This window comes from Phenylobacterium sp. (assembly GCF_035539035.1).
Classification (GTDB): Bacteria; Pseudomonadota; Alphaproteobacteria; order Caulobacterales; family Caulobacteraceae; genus Phenylobacterium.
Genome location: NZ_DATLJI010000007.1, coordinates 58194 through 75850 on the forward strand (window position 1 = coordinate 58194; position 17657 = coordinate 75850).

The 17657-nt window shown below is 71.2% G+C and carries 14 protein-coding genes; 9 read left to right on the forward strand and 5 right to left on the reverse strand.

The window, feature by feature from the left end; all coding sequences use genetic code 11:
* Positions 1 to 2: 2 nt before the first annotated feature.
* Positions 3 to 1646, forward strand: coding sequence for a glycoside hydrolase family 43 protein (locus VM685_RS01490; RefSeq protein WP_325458334.1), 1644 nt, complete (start codon positions 3 to 5; stop codon positions 1644 to 1646).
* 247 nt (positions 1647 to 1893) lie between these two features.
* On the opposite strand, the gene VM685_RS01495 is transcribed toward VM685_RS01490, so the two are convergent.
* A complete protein-coding gene (locus VM685_RS01495) occupies positions 1894 to 3684 on the reverse strand; it encodes a patatin-like phospholipase family protein (RefSeq protein ID WP_325458335.1) in 1791 nt (596 codons plus the stop codon).
* Between the two features lie 110 nt (positions 3685 to 3794).
* On the opposite strand from VM685_RS01495, the gene VM685_RS01500 reads away from it, so the two are divergent.
* Both VM685_RS01500 and VM685_RS01505 read left to right on the forward strand, forming a co-directional pair.
* Positions 3795 to 4646, forward strand: a complete 852-nt coding sequence (locus VM685_RS01500; protein ID WP_325458336.1) for an enoyl-CoA hydratase-related protein — start codon at positions 3795 to 3797, stop codon at positions 4644 to 4646.
* Positions 4647 to 4698: 52 nt separating this feature from the next.
* On the forward strand, positions 4699 to 5109 hold the full coding sequence (locus tag VM685_RS01505) for a DUF1489 domain-containing protein (RefSeq protein ID WP_325458337.1): 411 nt from the start codon (positions 4699 to 4701) through the stop codon (positions 5107 to 5109).
* 134 nt (positions 5110 to 5243) lie between these two features.
* Here VM685_RS01505 and VM685_RS01510 read toward each other — a convergent pair whose 3' ends face one another.
* The 3 genes from VM685_RS01510 to panC form a co-directional block, all read right to left on the reverse strand.
* On the reverse strand, positions 5244 to 8039 hold the full coding sequence (locus VM685_RS01510; protein WP_325458338.1) for a family 16 glycosylhydrolase: 2796 nt from the start codon (positions 8037 to 8039) through the stop codon (positions 5244 to 5246).
* 434 nt (positions 8040 to 8473) lie between these two features.
* The gene (locus VM685_RS01515) at positions 8474 to 10570 is read right to left on the reverse strand and encodes a family 16 glycosylhydrolase (RefSeq protein ID WP_325458339.1); all 2097 of its coding nucleotides are present in this window, start codon (positions 10568 to 10570) and stop codon (positions 8474 to 8476) included.
* A 213-nt stretch (positions 10571 to 10783) separates the two neighbouring features.
* Positions 10784 to 11641, reverse strand: coding sequence for a pantoate--beta-alanine ligase (panC, locus tag VM685_RS01520; RefSeq protein ID WP_325458340.1), 858 nt, complete (start codon positions 11639 to 11641; stop codon positions 10784 to 10786).
* A 138-nt stretch (positions 11642 to 11779) separates the two neighbouring features.
* On the opposite strand from panC, the gene VM685_RS01525 reads away from it, so the two are divergent.
* Positions 11780 to 12610: a division plane positioning ATPase MipZ gene (locus VM685_RS01525; RefSeq protein ID WP_325458341.1), complete on the forward strand. Its 831-nt coding sequence runs from the start codon at positions 11780 to 11782 to the stop codon at positions 12608 to 12610.
* A 4-nt stretch (positions 12611 to 12614) separates the two neighbouring features.
* Positions 12615 to 13037, forward strand: a complete 423-nt coding sequence (locus tag VM685_RS01530; RefSeq protein ID WP_325458342.1) for a J domain-containing protein — start codon at positions 12615 to 12617, stop codon at positions 13035 to 13037.
* A gap of 67 nt (positions 13038 to 13104) precedes the next feature.
* Here the strand turns inward: VM685_RS01530 and VM685_RS01535 are convergent, their stop codons facing one another.
* A complete protein-coding gene (locus VM685_RS01535; RefSeq protein WP_325458343.1) occupies positions 13105 to 14385 on the reverse strand; it encodes a D-alanyl-D-alanine carboxypeptidase family protein in 1281 nt (426 codons plus the stop codon).
* 298 nt (positions 14386 to 14683) lie between these two features.
* On the opposite strand from VM685_RS01535, the gene VM685_RS01540 reads away from it, so the two are divergent.
* The 4 genes from VM685_RS01540 to VM685_RS01555 all read left to right on the forward strand — a co-directional run bounded on the left by VM685_RS01540 (position 14684) and on the right by VM685_RS01555 (position 17588).
* Positions 14684 to 15118: a TIGR01841 family phasin gene (locus VM685_RS01540; RefSeq protein WP_325458344.1), complete on the forward strand. Its 435-nt coding sequence runs from the start codon at positions 14684 to 14686 to the stop codon at positions 15116 to 15118.
* Positions 15119 to 15223: 105 nt separating this feature from the next.
* Positions 15224 to 15685, forward strand: coding sequence for a RidA family protein (locus VM685_RS01545; RefSeq protein WP_325458345.1), 462 nt, complete (start codon positions 15224 to 15226; stop codon positions 15683 to 15685).
* Entirely contained in the window at positions 15682 to 16428 is a 747-nt protein-coding gene (locus VM685_RS01550) for a glycerophosphodiester phosphodiesterase (protein WP_325458346.1), read from the forward strand. The genes VM685_RS01545 and VM685_RS01550 overlap by 4 nt, the downstream gene beginning before the upstream one ends.
* Entirely contained in the window at positions 16425 to 17588 is a 1164-nt protein-coding gene (locus tag VM685_RS01555; protein WP_325458347.1) for a GNAT family N-acetyltransferase, read from the forward strand. Before VM685_RS01550 ends, VM685_RS01555 begins: the two co-directional genes overlap by 4 nt.
* The last annotated feature ends 69 nt before the right edge of the window (positions 17589 to 17657 follow it).

A 17657-nucleotide genomic window follows, 5' to 3' on the forward strand; every position in this document is an offset into this window, starting at 1 on the left:
CCATGACCGACACCGTGATCCGCAACCCGATCCTGCCGGGCTTCAACCCCGATCCCTCCATCGTGCGGGTGGGGGAGGACTTCTATGTCGCCACCTCCACCTTCGAGTGGTTTCCGGGCGTGCAGATCCACCACTCGCGGGACCTGGTGAACTGGCGGCTGCTCACCCGGCCGCTGCGTCGGGCCAGCCAGCTCAACATGCTGGGCGACCCGGACTCCTGCGGCGTCTGGGCGCCGTGCCTGACCCATGCCGACGGGCTCTTCTGGCTGATCTACACCGACGTGAAGCGCTACGGCCGCACGACCGTCGGCGGGGCCTCGGGCGCCTCGCTGCGCGACTTCCACAACTACCTGGTGACCTCGCCCACGATTAATGGGGAGTGGTCCGACCCCGTCTACATGAACGCCAGCGGCTTCGATCCGTCGCTGTTCCACGACGACGACGGCCGCAAGTGGTTCGTGAACCAGCTCTGGGACCACCGGCCGGGCCGCAACCGCTTCGCCGGCATAGTGCTGCAGGAGTACGACCACGCCGCGCGCGCGCTTATCGGCGAGCGCAAGGTGATCTTCGAGGGCACGGCGCTCGGCCTCACCGAGGCGCCGCACCTCTACAAGCGCGACGGCTGGTACCACCTCGTCACGGCGGAGGGCGGCACCGGCTGGAACCACGCCGTGACCATGGCCCGGTCGCGCGCGATCGACGGACCCTACGAGCTGCACCCGGACCGCCATGTGCTGAGCTCGCGCCACCGGCCCGATGCGCCCCTGCAGCGGGCCGGCCACGCCGACCTGGTGGAGACCGCCGACGGACGGACCTACGCCGTCTACCTGTGCGGCCGCCCGCTGCCCAACCGCGGCCGCTGCGTCCTGGGCCGCGAAACGGCGATCCAGCCCATGGCCTGGGGCGAGGACGGCTGGCTGCGCACCACGGCCGGCGAGGGGATCCCCCAGCTCGAGGTTCCCGCGCCGGACCTGCCGCCACATCCCTGGCCCGCCGCGCCGGCGCGCGCGGACTTCGACGGGCCGGAGCTGCCGATCGACTTCCAGTGGCTCCGCTCGCCCTGGCCCGACGAGCTGTTCAGCCTCACGGAACGGCCCGGCTTCCTGCGGCTGTTCGGCCGCGAGTCCATCGGCAGCACCTTCCGCCAGGCGCTGGTGGCGCGCCGCCAGCAGGGCTTCTGCTACAGCGCCGCCACGCTCATGGACTTCGAGCCCGCCCACTTCCAGCAGGCGGCGGGGCTGGTCTGCTACTACGGCGGGACGAAGTTCCACTATCTCCACGTCACCCATGACGCGGAGTGGGGCCGCTGCCTGCAGGTGATGTCGGCGCTGCCGGACCAGCCGCAGGGCGACGCCTTCACCCGGCCGGTCTCGATCCCGCCGGGCCCCATCGAGCTGCGGGTGGAGGTGGATTACGAGCGGCTGCGCTTCGGCTGGCGCGTGGCCGGCGGGCCCTGGGCCTGGCTGCCGGAGCAGTTCGACGCCTCGATCCTCTCGGACGAGGCGACGGCGCCGGGCCTGCCCAACTTCACCGGCGCCTTCGTGGGCGTCGCCTGCCAGGACACCTCGGGCAGCCGGCGGCCGGCGGATTTCGACTGGTTCGACTACCAGGAGCGGCCCTACCGCTCCGATCCGACAGCGTCCTGACATGCGAAAGGCCGCCCCATCGCTGGAGCGGCCTTTCCATAGTCGGACCGCAGAGCGGCGCCGGACCTATGCCAAGCAATGACTTAGGCGCGGACCCCACGAGCGGAGGTCCAGGTCACGGTCACCGAGCTACGGCTTTCACTATGAGACACTGGATCACCTCCTTTCAGCTGTTGAACAGGGAAATCCAATATGGGTCGCGCCGGGCCGGGGCGCAAACGCCGCCGTGGGGAAATTCGCCGACGCGTCAGCCTGCCGCGGCGGTGAGCATCCGCGGCGCGGCCGCGCTCTCCTCGAGGCTGGGCCGGCGGCGCAGCTCCTGGACCGGCCGGTCCAGCTTGTCGAGCGCCTCGATCATCGCGCGGTAGCCTTCGGCCACGGCCGGCTCGTAGGCGGCGAAGTCGCGGATTTCCACCCGGCCCACCTCCGGCATGACGAGGACGTCGGTGGCCTCCCGCGCGGCGAGCAGGTCGCGGCCGGAGGAGACCGTCGCCGCCCGCATCAGCAGGGAGACGATCGGCGGGCCCTTGCGCCATTGGCCCGAGAGCAGCCAGCGCCAGGCGCTCTCCGGCCGGGCGACGTCGTCGGCCGTGATGCTGCGCCCGCCGGTGACGTCGACGCCGACGATGGGGCCGAGCTGGGAGGCCCGCATCACGTCGGCCGGGAAGTTCTTCAGCACCGCCCCGTCGACCAGGACGTTGTTGTCCTCGGTGGCGGGCGGGAGCACCCCCGGCAGGGAGATGGTCGCCCTCAGCGCCTGCCGCAGCAGGCCCCGGCGGTGCATGTGGTAGGCGCCGGTGGTCAGGTTCGAGGACAGGCAGAAGAACGGCAGCCACAGATCGGCGATCTGGGTGTCGCCGAAGTGGTGCGCGAGCCGGGCGGACACCTTCTCCCCGCGGGTCATGGCCAGGATCGGCAGGGCCATGTCGTCCAGCGGGCTGGAGTTGACGAAGGCCTCCTGGATGCGCCGGTGCAGCTCCTCGTCGTCCCAGCCCATGGCCAGGCCCGCGGCGACGATGGCCCCCATGGAGACCCCGCCCACGAAGTCGATGGGCACCTTGCGCTCGCGCAGCGCCCGGACCGCGCCCACGTGGGCGTAGGCCCGCGCGCCGCCGCCGGAGAGGACGAGGCCCACCGACTGGCCGGTGATCACCCGGGCCAGCCGCTGCACGTCGCCCTCATGGTCCCGGCGCAGGTGGAACAGGCGCGCGGGCTGGACGGCGTCCATCCAGGCCTCGGAGCCCTCGGGCGCCTTCGCCGTGGCGGGCTGCAGGAGGATGAGGTCGACGAGCTGCTGGGCCTGCAGGGGCGCGGCCAGGTAGGCGTTGGGCGTCACCTTCGGCGGCTTGCGGTCGCCGCGGCCCACCCGGAACAGCCGGTCCACCTGCCGGGAGACCACCTGCCGCCAGCCGATGTCGGTGGTTTCGGCCAGGTACAGGACGAAGTCGTGGGTGCGCTCCACCTCCGAGAACCATTCCGTCGGCGCGCTGGCCGCCTCCGAGCCCACGCAGGTGACGGAGTAGTCGAGGCGGGCGATCTCCAGGGCCAGCCGCTCCACCAACGGCCGCAGCAGGCCGGGCTGGCCCACCGGGATGAAGCCGAACACCGAAGGCTCGCCCATGGACCCGCGGCTGTGCGCCTGGCGGGTGCGCAGGATCATCAGCCGGGCGAGCTCGGTCATCACCGAGGCGTCGGCCTCGCAGGCCTCGAAGAAAGCGTCGCGGGGCAGGGCGAAGATCTCGGAATCGCGCAGGGCGACCACGTCGGCGGAGTGCGGCGCCCCGGCGATCAGGGCCATCTCGCCGGCCGGCTCGCCCGGGCGGATGACGCCCAGAAACTGCGGCTCGTGCCCCTCGTCGCGGCGGAAGGCGCCCAGCCGCCCGGCGCGCACGAAATAGAGGTGGTCGGCCGGATCGCCGGCGGCGTAGAGGATCTGGCCCCCGGGCAGCGAGAACCAGGTCGCGTCGCCCTGCGCCCGCTCCTGGCTGAAGAGCCGGGCCAGCGCCGAATCATCGGGGATTTCAGGAAGCCTCGCCACGGATGCGGAGCCTAGCGCCCGCCGCGCGCCCTCGCTATGGCTGGGCCGTAGCCGCGACCTTCCGCCCCCGGGCGGCGTTAGGGGCGCGAAGGCGTACGAGGAGACCCGCCATGACCAATCCCATCGTCGATCCGCTCGTCGAAGTCCCCGACACCAGCGCCACCTCCAACTTGGTGGGCATCGACGCCACGGTGGAAGGCGCGGTCGTCGTCACCCTCAACCGGCCGCAGCGGAAGAACGCGTTCGACGCCGACCTGATCTCGGCCATGGAGGAGGCGTTCCGGACGCTCGCCGGCGCCGAGGGCGTGCGGGTGGTCTTCGTGCGCGGCGCGGGCGGCACGTTCAGCGCCGGGGCCGACCTGGAGTGGATGCGCGCGGCCGCCGACCGGTCCGAGGGCGACAACCGCGCCGACGCCATGGACCTGGCGGTGATGCTCAAGCAGCTCTGGGACATCCCGGCCCTCACCGTCGCCCTCGTCGAAGGCGGTGCGTTCGGCGGCGGCGCGGGCGTCGCGGCGGCCTGCGACCTGGCCGTGGCCACGGCGGATGCGAAGTTCAGCTTCTCGGAGGCCCGCCTGGGCCTCGTGCCGGCCACCATCAGCCCGTACGTGATCCAGGCCATCGGCCCGCGGCAGGCGCGGGGCCTGTTCGCCACCGCCCGGGTGTTCGACGCGGCCTACGCCGAGAAGATCGGCCTCGTCACCGAAGTGGTCGCGGACGCCGCGGCCCTGGACGCCGCGCGCGAGCGGATCGCCCGCGAGATCATGGCCTGCGGGCCGCTGGCGGTGGCCGGCGCCAAGGCGCTGGTCTCCGAGGTCCATGGCCGGCCGATCGACCACGACCTGATGGACCTGACCGCCCACCGCATCGCCGCGGCCCGGGTGGGTCCGGAGGGGCAGGAGGGCGTCCGCGCCTTCCTCGAGCGCCGCCGGCCGGCCTGGGCCGAGCAGGTCGCGGAGTGAGGCCCGGCGCCGCACTGGCCATCCGCAGCGCGCGGTCCTAATCGTCAGGGCCATGGCCCTGCACATGATCAAGCTCTGCGTCGGCGCGGACACCATCGAGGACCTGCTGGACTGGCGGCGCACGCACTACGCGCCCGGCCAGCCCTGGACCCTGCGCACCCGCCAGACGCCCAAGCGCGCGGCCGAGATGATCGACGGCGGCTCGCTCTACCGGGTGTTCAAGGGCGTCATCCTCTGCCGGCAGCGGATCCTGGCGGTGAACACCGTGGGGGAGGGCGTCAACGCTCGCTGCGAGGTCACCTTGGACGAGGAGATCGTCCGCGTGGCGCCGACCCCGCGCCGCGCGTTCCAGGGCTGGCGCTACCTCGAGGTGAAGGACGCGCCGGAAGACCTGGCGCTGGACGCCTTCGGCGAGGCCCCGCCCGAGCTCGCACGCCAGCTGCGCGAACTGGGCGCCTGGTAGATCTGAGCGCCTGGCAGGCATGAGAAAGCGGGCCCCCTTGTCGGGAGGGGGCCCGCTGAGCTCCTGAACGGGGTCGTCCGGCCGGACCCGTACCCGTCAGGAGCTTCTGTCCGCTTGGTCGGGGGAAAGCCGGCCTAGTGGAACAGCCAGTCGGCGGCGGTGAGGCTCGAAGGCGCCACGCCGTCCAGGGTGGTGATGGTGGTGGGCCACGGGTTGGCGGAGCCGTGGCCGTCCTGGTCGAACTTCACGACCGTGCCGCCCGCGCCGTCGCTTTCGAACCGCACATAGCCGTCGGCCAGCGGGTCCGCGCCCGTGTAGCCGGCCTGGGCGAACAGCGGCCGCAGGTCGAGCAGGTCCGAGCCCGGGGCGAAGTCGGCCACGTGGCCGGCGTTCCAGGGCAGGGCGTCGAACACGAAGTGGTCCGCGCCCGCGCCGCCGACCAGCCGGTCGGGGCCTTGAGCGGCGTCCAGGGTGTCGTTCCCGGCGCCGCCCGTCAGCGTCTCGCCGTAGCCGGTGGAGACCAGGGACAGGCCCGGGACCACGGGCGCCGGCGGCGGGGCGGGCGGGGTCGCGGCCGCCGGCTGGCCGTTGAACACCTGGGCGGCGGTCAGGCCGGTCGGCGACACGCCTTCCAGGGTGACGATGGTGTAGGCCCACGGATTGGCTGCGCCCGCCGCGTCGATGTCCAGCATCACCTTCGTGCCGCCGGCGCCGTCGCTCTCGAACCGCACATAGCCGTCCGCCACCGGATCCGTCCCCGTGTAGCCGCCGAGGTAGAGGCCGGAGAGGTCGAGCTTGTCGACGCCCAGCTGGAAGTCGGCGATGCGGCCGGCGTTCCAGGGCAGGCCGTCGAAGGCGAAGGTGTCGGCGCCGGCGCCGCCGACCAGACGGTCGGGGCCCTGGCCCGCGTTCAGGGTGTCGTTCCCCGCGCCGCCGGTCAGGGTGTCGGCGTACTGGGCCGAGGTCAGCACCACGCCGGGCGTGCTGGTGACGGGCGGAGGATCGGCGGGCGGCGGGGCGGTGGTCGCCTGGCCGTTGAACACCTGGGCCGCGGTCAGGCCGGTCGGCGAGACGCCGGCCAGGGTGACCACGTGATAGGCCCACGGATTGGCGGAGCCCGCCGCGTCCACGTCCAGCATCACCTTGGCGCCGCCGGCCCCGTCGCTCTCGAAGCGGACGTAGCCGTCCGCCACCGGGTCCGCGCCCGCATAGCCGCCGGCGTACAGGTCGGAGAGGTCGAGCTTGTCGACGCCCACCTGGAAGTCGGTGATGCGGCCGGCGTTCCACGGCATGGCCTGGAAGGCGAAGGTGTCGGCGCCCGCGCCGCCCGCCATCTGGTCCGGGCCCTGGCCGCCGTTGATCGTGTCGCGGCCCGCGCCGCCGGTAAGGGTGTCGGCGTACTGCGAGGACGTCAGGACCACCCCGTCCGCGCCCGTGCCGGCGCCCGGATCGGTGACCGGCGGCGGGGTGGTGGGCTGGGTGGTGGGCGGCGGGCTGGTGGTCGGCGGCGGGGTGGTCGTGCCGTCGCCCAGCTCATAGGCCCGGATGTAGTCGATCCTCATCTCGGCCGGCAGCTGGCCTTGGTTGATCGCCCCGCCCCAGCCGCCCAGGGCCAGGTTGGCGATCATGAACATCGGCTTGTGCATGTCGGCCGGGGTGTCTTGGCGGAACACCTCGACGCCGTCGACGTACCAGACGATCTCCGTGGCGGTCCAAAGCGCGCCGTAGGTGTGGAAGCCGTCGGTGGTGTCCGGCGTGAACGATAGCATGCCGTTCGACGAGTGGCCGCCGAGGCCCGAATGCTCGGTGGTCCAGGTCCCGCGCGGGTCGGAGGTCAGCACCTCCATCACGTCCAGCTCCGGCGGCCACGAGCCGTCCGCCGGGATCAGCCAGAAGGCCGGCCAGGCGCCCGCGGCGTCCGGCAGGTCGGCGCGCATCTCGAAGTAGCCGTAGGTCTGGGCGTGGCTCTCCTTCGTGGAGATGAAGCCCGAGGTGTAGTCGTAGCCGAAGATCTCGCCGTTCGTGGACGGCCGCGCCCAGATCGACAGGGTGCCGTCGGCGTTCGAGACGAAGGGGCTCTCCGAGAAGTCGCCGTTGTGCCCGCGGAAGTAGGGCGAGGTGTAGATCTGCTTCTCGTTGTTGGACATCAGGGTGTAGCTGCCCGTGCCCTGTTCGCCCTGGTAGCCGAAGTCCGGCCGCCACACGCCGGTGGGGTTGCTCTGGGCGTCCCACAGCGACAGCGGGCCCGAGAACTCGTCGGCGAAGGTCTGTTGGCCCAGAGAGCCCACGTCGAGCTGCAGCTGGAAGTTCGAGGCGGTGAACTGGCCCACGGTGGCGCCGCGGAAGATCACGCCGTCGCCGCCGCCCAGGTCGAGCTTCACGTCGGCGCCCACCTGGCTCAGGCGGGCCTGGACCTCGGCGAAGCTGGTGAAGCCGGCCTTCAGCCGGACCACGTCCTCGGCCGCGTTGAAGTCCTGGACGACGTCGTTGCCCTCGCCCTTGTAGACGATGAAGGTGTCGCGGCCCGCGCCGCCGACCAGGACGTCCTGGCCCTTGCCGCCGTAGAGCTGCTGCGCGCCCGCGCCGCCCTCGATGACATTGTCCAGCGCATTGCCCGCGCCGTAGGTCTGGTCGCCGCCGACGTAGACGTTCTCGAAGTTGGCGTAGTCGTCGAGATAGATGCTCTGCCAGCCGGCGACCCTGTCGACGCCGCCGCCGGCCACTTCGGTGACCGTGAACTGCCCCTTCAGGGCCTGCAGCCAGTAGGTGTCGTCGCCGGCCCCGCCGATGGCGGTGTCGCCCACGCCGAGCCAGAGCGAATTGGCCTGGGCGTTGCCCGTCAGCGTCTCGATCGCGTCCGTCCCCCAGAAATCGGACGCAGGCGCAGCGGTCTCGGCGGCGCGAACGCCGTCGTACTTGAAGTAGGACATCTTGTTCTTTTCCCGTCTCTCGAAGGCGGGCCCGACCCCGCCGCCGCCGCATCAGCCCCGACAGCCTTGCGACGGATCGAAAGCTAGCGACGACGAGCTTTCCGAACCCTTGTCAAAGTTGTCGCAGACCGTGACCGTAGGTGGGGTTGACAGGCGCGGGTATTGGCGATCCGGAAAACTCTAGATTGCAGCCTCTACAGTGAAGCCTGTTCCCTACTGGCGCGAATAAACAGTGGAAATTCGCCAACAGGCTTTGCTGTAACCATTATGAATGGCAGCTATACAAGCTTTGCTGTAGCGGTCATCTTGGGTCGGATCTGGAGCGCTGCTGTGGCGCCTTGTCACAGCTTAGGTGTGCGGGGCGCCGCGGGGCAGGGTGCGACGCGTGCGGCGGGCCGCCGCGACCAGGCGTGGCGGGGTGTCGCGGAACGTGGTTAGGCGCCGAAGATCCAGCCGTCGCCCAGCGATGCGAGCTGCACGCCTTCCAGCACCAGCTGGTCGCCGGCCCCCATGGTGACCACCACGTCGGCGCCGACCTGGGCGACCGAATAGACCGTCCCCGGGTCCAGCTGCACCCGGTCGCCGTCGGCGGCGCGAAAGTCGGTGACGCGGTCGAGTCCAGCGCCGGTGAAGGAATGGAAGACATCGGCGCCGGCCCCTCCGGTCACCGTGTCGTCGCCGCGGTCGCCCGAGAGCCAGTCGTTTCCAGCCTGGCCGAACAGCCGGTCGTCGTCCTGGCCGCCGCGGACCAGGTCCGCGCCATCGCCGCCGTCGCACCAGTCCGCGCCGATGTTCCCGTAGACGATGTCGTCGCCGTCGTCGCCGCTCAGCAGGTCGGTGTCCTTGCCGCCCACCACCCAGTCGTCGCCCGCGCCGCCCGCGACGGTGTCGTCGCCGGCGTTGCCATGCAGGTCGTCGAACGACTCGCCGCCCGACAGGCGGTCCATGCCCGAGCCGCCCCGCAGGATGTCCTTGCCGGCCCCGCCGGTAAGCAGGTCGTTGCCGGAACCGCCCTGGAGGCTGTCGCCGCCCACGTGGGCCACGAGGGTGCGGTCAGGATCCACCGGAACGCCGCCGCCCACAGGGACGCCGCCGCCGCCGCTGCTTCCACCGCCGCCCGTCGGCGGCGGGGCAGGGAGCTGGTAGGCGCGGATGTAGTCGATGCGCATCTCGGCGGGCAGGTCGCCGGTGTCGATCGGCCCGCCCCAGCCGCCCAGGGCCAGGTTGGCGATCATGAACATCGGCTTGTTCATGTCGGCCGGCGTCGCGGCGCGGAACACCTCGACGCCGTCGATGAACCAGACGATCTCCGTGGCGGTCCAAAGCGCGCCGTAGGTGTGGAAGCCGTCTCCCGTCTCCGGCACGTAGTGCTGCCGGCCCTCCGACGTATGGCCCCCCAGGCCCGAGTGCTTGGTCGTCCAGGCGGCGTTGGGATCGGAGGTCAGCGCCTCCATCACGTCCAGCTCCGGCGGCCAGGAGCCGTCCACCGGCAGCAGCCAGAAGGCGGGCCAGGCGCCCGCGGCGTCCGGCAGGTCGGCGCGCATCTCGAAGTAGCCGTAGGTCTGGCTGAACGAGGCCTGGGTGCTCAGCAGGCCGGAGGTGTAGCCGTAGCCGAAGATCTCGGGATTGGACGACGGCCGGGCCCAGATGGAGACGGTGCCGTCGCCGTTTACCGCGAACGGCGTCTCGGCGAAGTCGCCGGGGTGGTCGCGGAAATAGGGCGAGGTGTAGATCTGCTTCTCGTCGTTGGAGACCAGGGTGTAGCTGCCGACCCCTTGCGTGCCCTGATAGCCGTACTCGGTCCGCCAGGTTCCGGCCGGCGCGCTCTCCGGATCGCGCAGCGACAGGCCGTTGAACTCGTCGGCGAAGGTCTGGGTGAAGCCCGTGAGGTCGAGCCCCAGCTTGAAGTTCGACGCGGTGAGCTGGCCCACGGTCAGGTTGCGGAACATCAGGCCGTCGCCGCCGCCCAGGTCCAGCTTCACGTCCGCGCCCACCTGGCTCAGCCGCGCCTGCACCTCGGCGAAGCTGGTGAAGCCGGCCCGCAGCCGCACCACGTCCTGGGCGGCGTTGAAGTCCTGGATGACGTCGTTGCCCTCGCCCTTCACGACGATGAAGACGTCGCGGCCGGCGCCGCCGACCAGCACGTCCTGCCCGCCGCCGCCGTAGAGCTGCTGGGCGCCGTCGCCGCCCTCGATGACGTTGTCGAGCCCGTTGCCGGCCCCGTAGATCCCGTCGAGGCCGACGTAGAGATTCTCGATGTTGGCGAAGTTCTCCAGCGACAGGTTCTGCCAGCCGGCCAGGCGGTCCACGCCGCCGCCAGCCTGCTCGACGACCTGCAGGCGGTCCTGCAGGGCCTGCAGCCAGTAGGTGTCGTCGCCCGCGCCGCCGGCCATCCGGTCGCCGTCGGCGCCCCAGAAGGATTCGGCCGCCGCCGTGCCGCTCATCGTCTCCGCGCCGGCCTGGCCGTAGAAGTCGGCCGCGGGCGCGCTGGTGACGCTCGCGGGCGTGCCGTCGTACTTGAGATAGGCCATTGCTGAAGGTCCGCCCGACACCCCGTCGTACGCGGCCACCGTAGCGGTTGAGGGTTTCCAGGACGTTCCGACCCAAGGTCGCAGCCTGGCCGGCCAAGTCTCGGAAAAGGCTCAGCTTCAGAAACGTAAGCTGCGGATATTGCGCGGCTTGTAGCTTGGCCTTGGCGTGGGCGGCGCAGGCCGCCGTGCGGCGACGCGCCACAGCTCCGCTGGTCAGACGGCCATGTTGTCTATCAGACGCGTGCGGCCGAGGCGGGCGGCGGCGAGGATGCGGGCGGGCGCTTCCGCCGGGCCGGGGCCCAGGCGCGCCAGGTCGTCGGCGTCCCGGACCTCCACATAATCCACCTGCTGGAATCCGGCGGCGGTGAGGGCGGCGAGCGCGTCGGCCTCCACGGGGGCCACGGCCTCGCCGGCTTTCAGCCGGTTCACCGCCTCGCGCAGGATGACGTTCAGTCGGCCGGCGATCGCGCGCTCCTGCGGGCTCAGGTAGGCGTTGCGGGAGGACAGCGCCAGGCCGTCCTCGGCCCGGGCCGTGGGCCCGCCGACGATCTCCACCGGCAGGTCGAGGTCGCGCACCAGCCGCCGGATCACCTGCAGCTGCTGGTAGTCCTTCTCGCCGAACACCGCGACGTCCGGCGCGCATTGCGTCAGGAGCTTGGTGACCACGGTGGCCACCCCGTTGAAGTGGCCGGGCCGCGCCGCCCCGTCCAGCGGCTCGGAGACGCCGGTGACGCTCACCGTGGTCGCGAAGCCCCGCGGGTACATCTCCGCCACGGTGGGCGCGAACAGCAGGTCGCAGCCGGCGTCGGCCAGTAGGCCCGCGTCCCGCGCCTCGCCCCGGGGATAGGCGTCGAAGTCCTCGTTGGGGCCGAATTGGGTCGGATTGACGAAGATCGATGCGACGGCCCGGTCGGCGCGCTGGCGGGCCAGCCGCACCAGCGACAGGTGGCCTTCGTGCAGGGCGCCCATGGTCGGCACGAAGCCCACCCGCTCGCCCGCCGCCCTCCAGCCGGCCACCCGCGCGCGCAGGTCGGCGACGGTGCGGACGATGGGCAGCGGGCGATCGGACATGGCCGGGCTTATGGCGGAGGCCCCGCCCGCCGTCCATCCACCCGGGGGGCGGCGAAGTGCGCGTTGACCCGACTCTGCGTCCTGGCTCACCTAGGGGGTGTGTGGGCCGCGTCGCGCGGCCCTCGGGGAGCTGTTTTCATGTCGGCCAGCGTGATCGTCGTCGGCAACGAGAAGGGCGGGGCGGGGAAGTCCACGCTCGCCATCCATATCGCCACCGCCCTCCTGCACGGCGGGGCCAAGGTCGCCGTGCTCGACCTGGACCTGCGCCAGCAGACCATGGGCCACTTCTTCGCCAACCGGGCCAAGTGGCTGGCGGCCCACAACGCCGAGGCGCCGATGCCGATCGAGCATGCGATCAGCTCGGCCGGCGACGCGCTCGCCAAGGCGCCGGACGCCGAACAGCTGGCGCGGTTCGAGCAGGCCTTCGCCGAGGCGGCGCAGGCCGCCGACTTCGTGCTCATCGACACCCCCGGCGCCGACACCGCGATCAGCCGCGCCGCCCACGCCAGGGCCGACCTCATCGTCACCCCGATGAACGACAGCTTCGTCGACTTCGACATGCTGGGCGTCGTGGATCCGGTGACGCTGGAGCTCACCCGCCACAGCCTCTACGCGGAGACCGTCTGGGCCTGCCGCAAGCAGCGCGCCACCGTGGACCGCAAGCAGATCGACTGGGTGGTCCTGCGCAACCGCCTGGCCCCCACCGAGGCGCGCAACCGCAAGCGCCTGGACGAGCGGGTGACCGCGCTGTCCCGCAAGGTCGGCTTCCGGGTCGGCCCGGGCCTTCGTGACCGGGTGATCTACCGCGAGCTCTTTCCCTTCGGCCTGACCATCGCCGACCTGTCGCCGTCCATCCGGCCGGTCGCCATGTCGCTGCAGCACGTGGCCGCGCGCCAGGAACTGCGCGCCCTGATGACGGCGCTGGGCTTCCAGGGGCTGGACGAGGCGGAGAAGATCGCGGCGGAATAGCCGCATGCTCTATCTCGCCCTCGGGGCCGCCGCGCTCGCGCTTCTTCTCGCCGTGGGCCGCGGCAAGCCGGTCCTGAAGCGGCGGGAGTGGCGGTTCATCTCGGCGGCCCTCGCCGTCGCCGCCTTCGCCGCCGCAGCCTGGCTCAGCGTCACGGGGCGCTGGGGCTCGGGCATAGTCCTGGTGGTCGTGGGGCTCTGGCTCGCCGTCTCCACCCGCCGCACGACGCCGGCCGCCGCGCCGGCCGCCAAGGGCCGGATGAGCGCTGAGGAGGCCCGCGCCATCCTCGGCGTGCCGGCCGACGCCGGTCCCGAGGAGATCAAGGCCGCCTACACGCGTCTGATGCGCAGCGTGCACCCGGACAAGGGCGGCACCTCCGGGCTCGCCGCCCAGCTCAACGCCGCCCGCGACCGCCTCCTGAAGGGATAGGCACGGGCAGGGCGCACAAAAAAAGCCCCGGGACCTGCCCGGGGCTCTTCCGTTGCTCTCTCGCGGATCAGGCGTTCGGCTCGATCACCTGGCAGGGCTGCTTCTTGGCCTTGATCGCCTTGCAGGCATTCTTGGCCTTGGCCTCGCTCAGGCCCACGAAGCGCGAGCGGTAGCGGCCTGCGGCCTTGTCGGTGACGGGCTTGGCGCCGGCCACCTGCTTGCCGAAGCGCTTCTCGATGATGTCGATCTGTTCCTTGGCGTCGGACCGCGCCTTGAAGGCGCCCACCTGGACGGCCCACTCGCCGGCCGGGGCCTCGGCCTTCTTCTTCGAGCGCGGCTCGACCACCTCGATCTTCGAGGTGCGGCTCGGCGGGGCGGCGGAGGCCAGCACGATCTTCAGGTCCTGGTCGCCCTGCTCGAGGCTACCCTCGACGCGGCCGGTCGGCTCCGGCTCGAACAGGTTCTGGGCGATGGTGATCTTCTCGCCGAGGTCGCGCCGGCGGATCACGTCGAAGCCGGTGAGCAGCAGGTCCTGGGCGTTCTCGTCGCGCGCCCGGGTGGTCGGGCCGCCGAGCACCACCGCGATCAGGCGGCGGTTGTCGCGCACCGCCGAGACCGCGAGGTTGAAGCCCGAGGCGTTGGTGAAGCCGGTCTTCAGGCCGTCCACGCCATACATCCGATGCAGCAGGCCGTTGTGGTTGCGCATCGTCTGGCCGCGGAAGGTCATCTCCTTCTGGCTGAACAGCCGGTAGTACTGCGGATAGTCGCGCATCACCGCGCGCGACAGGATGGCGATGTCGCGGGCCGTGGAGATCTGGCGGCTGTCCGGCAGGCCCGAGGCGTTGGCGAAGTTGGTGTTGGTCATCCCCAGCTCCTTCGCCCGCAGAGTCATCAGCGCGGCGAAGCGGCTCTCGGTGCCGCCCAGCTTCTCGGCCATGGCCACGGCCACGTCGTTGGCGGACTTGATGGCCAGCGCCTGCATGGCTTCGGAGACGGTGATCGTCTGGCCGGCCGGCACGCCCAGCTTGGTGGGGGACTGGGCCGCGGCGCGCGGCGAGATCAGCACCGGGTCGTCCAGCCGGATCTTGCCCGCGGCCAGCGCCTCGAAGGTGAGGTAGAGGGTCATCACCTTGGTGATCGACGCCGGATAGCGCGGCGCGTCGGCCCGCTTGGCGTAGAGCACCTCGCCGGTCTTCGCGTCCACCACGATCGCGGCGTACTTGGTCTGCGAGGCGGTCGCGAGCTGCTTGAAGGCCGGCTGCGCGTACGCGGGGGGCGCTGCAGTCGTAAACGCGACGGCTGCGGCGGCGCCTAGAGCGACAAACAGGCGGCGGGCGTGCTGGAACATGCTTCGTCCGTCGAATCAAAGGGTTGAGGCGGCCCCCCGCCGCCGTGAATCCCGCTTAACATGCCTCAAGGACCCTTGCTCGACAGTAAACAAGGCTTGAACGGGCGCAAATGTCGCGGCGTCGTCCGGGCGCCTGTGAAAGCGGCATGACACTTTTGTGCAGCGCACAATTTGCGCTTGACTGCTGCACTGCAACATGAGACAACATCTGCGAGTTCAGGGGCATGAGCCCCGAATCCCAGTTTGCGTTGCGGCAATGACGCCGCGTCCTCCCCGCCCTTGTCCAGGAGTTTCAACGATGTCCGCCGCTGAAACCGCGAAAAACACCGTCGAACAGTTCACCGCCGCTTCCAACGTCGCCTTCAAGGACGGCGTGGAAAAGACCCTGGCGGCGCTGAACGAAGCCAATTCCCACTCCAAGAAGAACCTCGAAGCCGTGGTCGCCTCGGTGACCGCCGCCACCAAGGGCGCCGAAGCGCTCGGCGCGCAGGCGATGGCTTTCTCCAAGACCGCCTTCGACAACCAGGTCACCGCCGCCAAGTCGCTCTCCGGCGCCAAGAGCCTGCAGGAAGTGATCGAGCTGCAGACCGCCTTCGCCAAGAGCGCCCTGGAAGCCTACATGGCCCAGGTCGGCGCCATGTCCGAGACGGTCTCCGCCTCGGTGAAGGACAGCGTGAAGCCCCTGAACGAGCGCATGACCGCCATGGTCGAGCGCCTGCAGGCCGCCCGCTAAGAGACACCTTCCGGGGGCTCTTCCTCCCTGGTTCCCGGAACGTGGAAGGCCCGGACCTCTGGTCCGGGCCTTTTCTCGTTTGGGGCGGTGTTCTAGACCACTCCCATGTCCCAGGTTGAAGACCGTCTCGCCGCGCTGGGGATCTCGCTCCCCAGGCCCAATCCGCCCGTCGCCAACTACGTGCCCTTCGTGCGCGCCGGCGACCTCGTCCACATCTCAGGCCAGGTCTCGGTGGACGCCGAGGGCGGCGTGAAGGGGATCGTCGGCGAGGACGTCGGGTCCGAGCAGGCGCGCCACGCCGCGCGGCTGTGCGGGATCAACCTGCTGGCCCAGATGAAAGCCGCCTGCGACGGGGACCTCGACCGGGTGGTGCGCGTGGTGAAGCTCGGCGGTTTCGTCCAGGCGGGCCCGAACTTCTACGACATCCCCCAGGTGGTGAACGGCTGCTCCGACCTGATGGTCGAGGCCTTCGGCGACGCCGGCCGCCACGCGCGCTCGGCCGTGGGCGTCTATCGCCTGCCGCTGGGCTTCGCGGTGGAGGTCGACGCGGTGGTGCAGGTGTCGTGAAGGCGCGCTTCGGCGAGGCCTGGGACCTTCTCTTCCACCCGCCGATCGCGCATCGCGGGCTCTGGAGCCCCGACGGCCCGCCGGAGAACTCGCTGGGCGCCTTCCAGGCCGCCTGCGCCGCCGGCTACGGGATCGAGCTCGACGTGCAGATCTCCGCCGACGGCGAGGCCATGGTCTTCCACGACGAGGACCTGAAGCGGATGACCGGCGCCGAAGGCCGGCTCTCCGACCGCAGCTCCGCCGACCTCGCCGCCCTTCGCCTCGCCGGCACGGACGAGGCCATCCCGACGCTCGCCGAGACGCTCGCCCTTATCGGCCACCGCGCCATGGTGCACATCGAGCTGAAGACCCCGCCCGGACGGGTCGGGCCGCTGGAGCAGCGGGTGCACGAGATCATCGTCGATCACTCGGGGCCCCTCTGCGTGATCGGCTTCAACCCCTACAGCCACGCCTGGTTCGCCGATCGCTTCCCGGGCGTCCTGCGCGGCCTCGACAGCTATTCCTACCGCAAGGCCCCGCACATCAGCGAGGACCAGCGCCGCGCCTACGCCAACCTCGAGCATGTGGCGATCGCCCGGCCGCACTTCCTGGCGCTCGGCCTCGACATGCTGCCCAGCCCCCGCGCGGCCGAGCTGCGCGCCCAGGGCATGCCGGTCGTCGCCTGGACGGTGCGCGACCCCGCCCAGTGGGAAGCGGTGAAGGACGGCTGCGACAACCTGATCTTCGAGGGCTTTAGAGCGTGACGCTGAAGCCGGCGGTCCGGCTCAGCCGCCGCATCTCCGAAATCGGCCGCGAGGCCTGGAACGCCTGCGCGAGCAACCCCGCCTACGCCGGCAACCCCTTCATGCTCTACGACTTCCTGCACGCCGCGGAGGAAGCCAACTGCGCCGTCGAGAAGACCGGCTGGGGTCCGCAGCACCTCTCCGTCGAGGACGAGGCGGGGCGGGTGGCGGCGGTCATGCCGCTCTACCTGAAGTCCCACAGCCAGGGAGAGTACGTCTTCGACCACGCCTGGGCCGACGCCTACGAGCGGGCCGGCGGGCGCTACTATCCCAAGCTGCTCTCGGCGGCGCCCTTCACGCCGGCCACCGGGCCGCGGCTGCTGGTCCGGCCGGACATCGACGCGGACGAGGGGCGGGCGCTGCTGCTGGGCGGGGCGCTCGCCGTCTGCGAGCGCTACGAGGTCTCCTCCCTGCACGTGAACTTCCCCACCGAGGCGGAGTGGCGCTGGATGGGCGGGCAGGGGCTCGCCCTGCGCGAGGGGCAGCAGTACCACTGGGAGAACCGCGGCTACGCCGACTTCGAGGCCTTCCTGGGGGCGCTTTCGTCGGGCCGCCGCAAGACCATCCGGCGCGAGCGGCGGGATGCGCAGGCCGAGGTGGAGATCCACTGCCTGACAGGCGCGGCGCTCACCGAGGAGCACTGGGACGCCTTCTTCGCCTTCTACATGGACACCGGCTCGCGCAAGTGGGGTCGGCCGTACCTGACGCGGATGTTCTTCTCCCTGCTGGGCGAGCGGATGGCCGACCGGGTGCTGCTGGTCATGGCCAGGCGCGGGGGGCGCTGGATCGCGGGCTCGCTCAACCTGATCGGCGACGACTGCCTCTACGGCCGCAACTGGGGCTGCGTGGAGGACGTGCCCTTCCTCCACTTCGAGCTCTGCTACTACCAGGCCATCGAATGGGCGATCGACCACGGCCTGCCGCGCGTGGAGGCCGGCGCCCAGGGCCAGCACAAGATCGCCCGCGGCTATCTGCCGAAGCCTGTCTACTCCGCCCACTACATCGCCGACCCGGCGCTCCGCGAGCCCGTCGAGCGCTTCCTGCGCCAGGAGCGCGAGGGCGTGGAGCAGGAGATGGAGTGGCTGGCGGAGGAGTACTCGCCGTTCCGCCAGGAGGACTAGGACCGCGCCTGCCTCTGGCGTTCGGCGAGTCCGGCCTCGCTCGTCGTTCCACCCCCGGGGGCGATTTGC

Bases quoted from the DNA above. Each gene is read 5' to 3' on its own strand.
- VM685_RS01490 (WP_325458334.1), top strand. From the start codon at position 3: ATGACCGACACCGTGATCCGCAACCCGATCCTGCCGGGCTTCAACCCC.
- VM685_RS01500 (WP_325458336.1), top strand. From the start codon at position 3,795: ATGACCAATCCCATCGTCGATCCGCTCGTCGAAGTCCCCGACACCAGC.
- VM685_RS01505 (WP_325458337.1), top strand. From the start codon at position 4,699: ATGGCCCTGCACATGATCAAGCTCTGCGTCGGCGCGGACACCATCGAG.
- VM685_RS01510 (WP_325458338.1), bottom strand. From the start codon at position 8,039: ATGTCCTACTTCAAGTACGACGGCGTTCGCGCCGCCGAGACCGCTGCG.
- VM685_RS01515 (WP_325458339.1), bottom strand. From the start codon at position 10,570: ATGGCCTATCTCAAGTACGACGGCACGCCCGCGAGCGTCACCAGCGCG.
- panC (WP_325458340.1), bottom strand. From the start codon at position 11,641: ATGTCCGATCGCCCGCTGCCCATCGTCCGCACCGTCGCCGACCTGCGC.
- VM685_RS01525 (WP_325458341.1), top strand. From the start codon at position 11,780: ATGTCGGCCAGCGTGATCGTCGTCGGCAACGAGAAGGGCGGGGCGGGG.
- VM685_RS01530 (WP_325458342.1), top strand. From the start codon at position 12,615: ATGCTCTATCTCGCCCTCGGGGCCGCCGCGCTCGCGCTTCTTCTCGCC.
- VM685_RS01535 (WP_325458343.1), bottom strand. From the start codon at position 14,385: ATGTTCCAGCACGCCCGCCGCCTGTTTGTCGCTCTAGGCGCCGCCGCA.
- VM685_RS01540 (WP_325458344.1), top strand. From the start codon at position 14,684: ATGTCCGCCGCTGAAACCGCGAAAAACACCGTCGAACAGTTCACCGCC.
- VM685_RS01545 (WP_325458345.1), top strand. From the start codon at position 15,224: ATGTCCCAGGTTGAAGACCGTCTCGCCGCGCTGGGGATCTCGCTCCCC.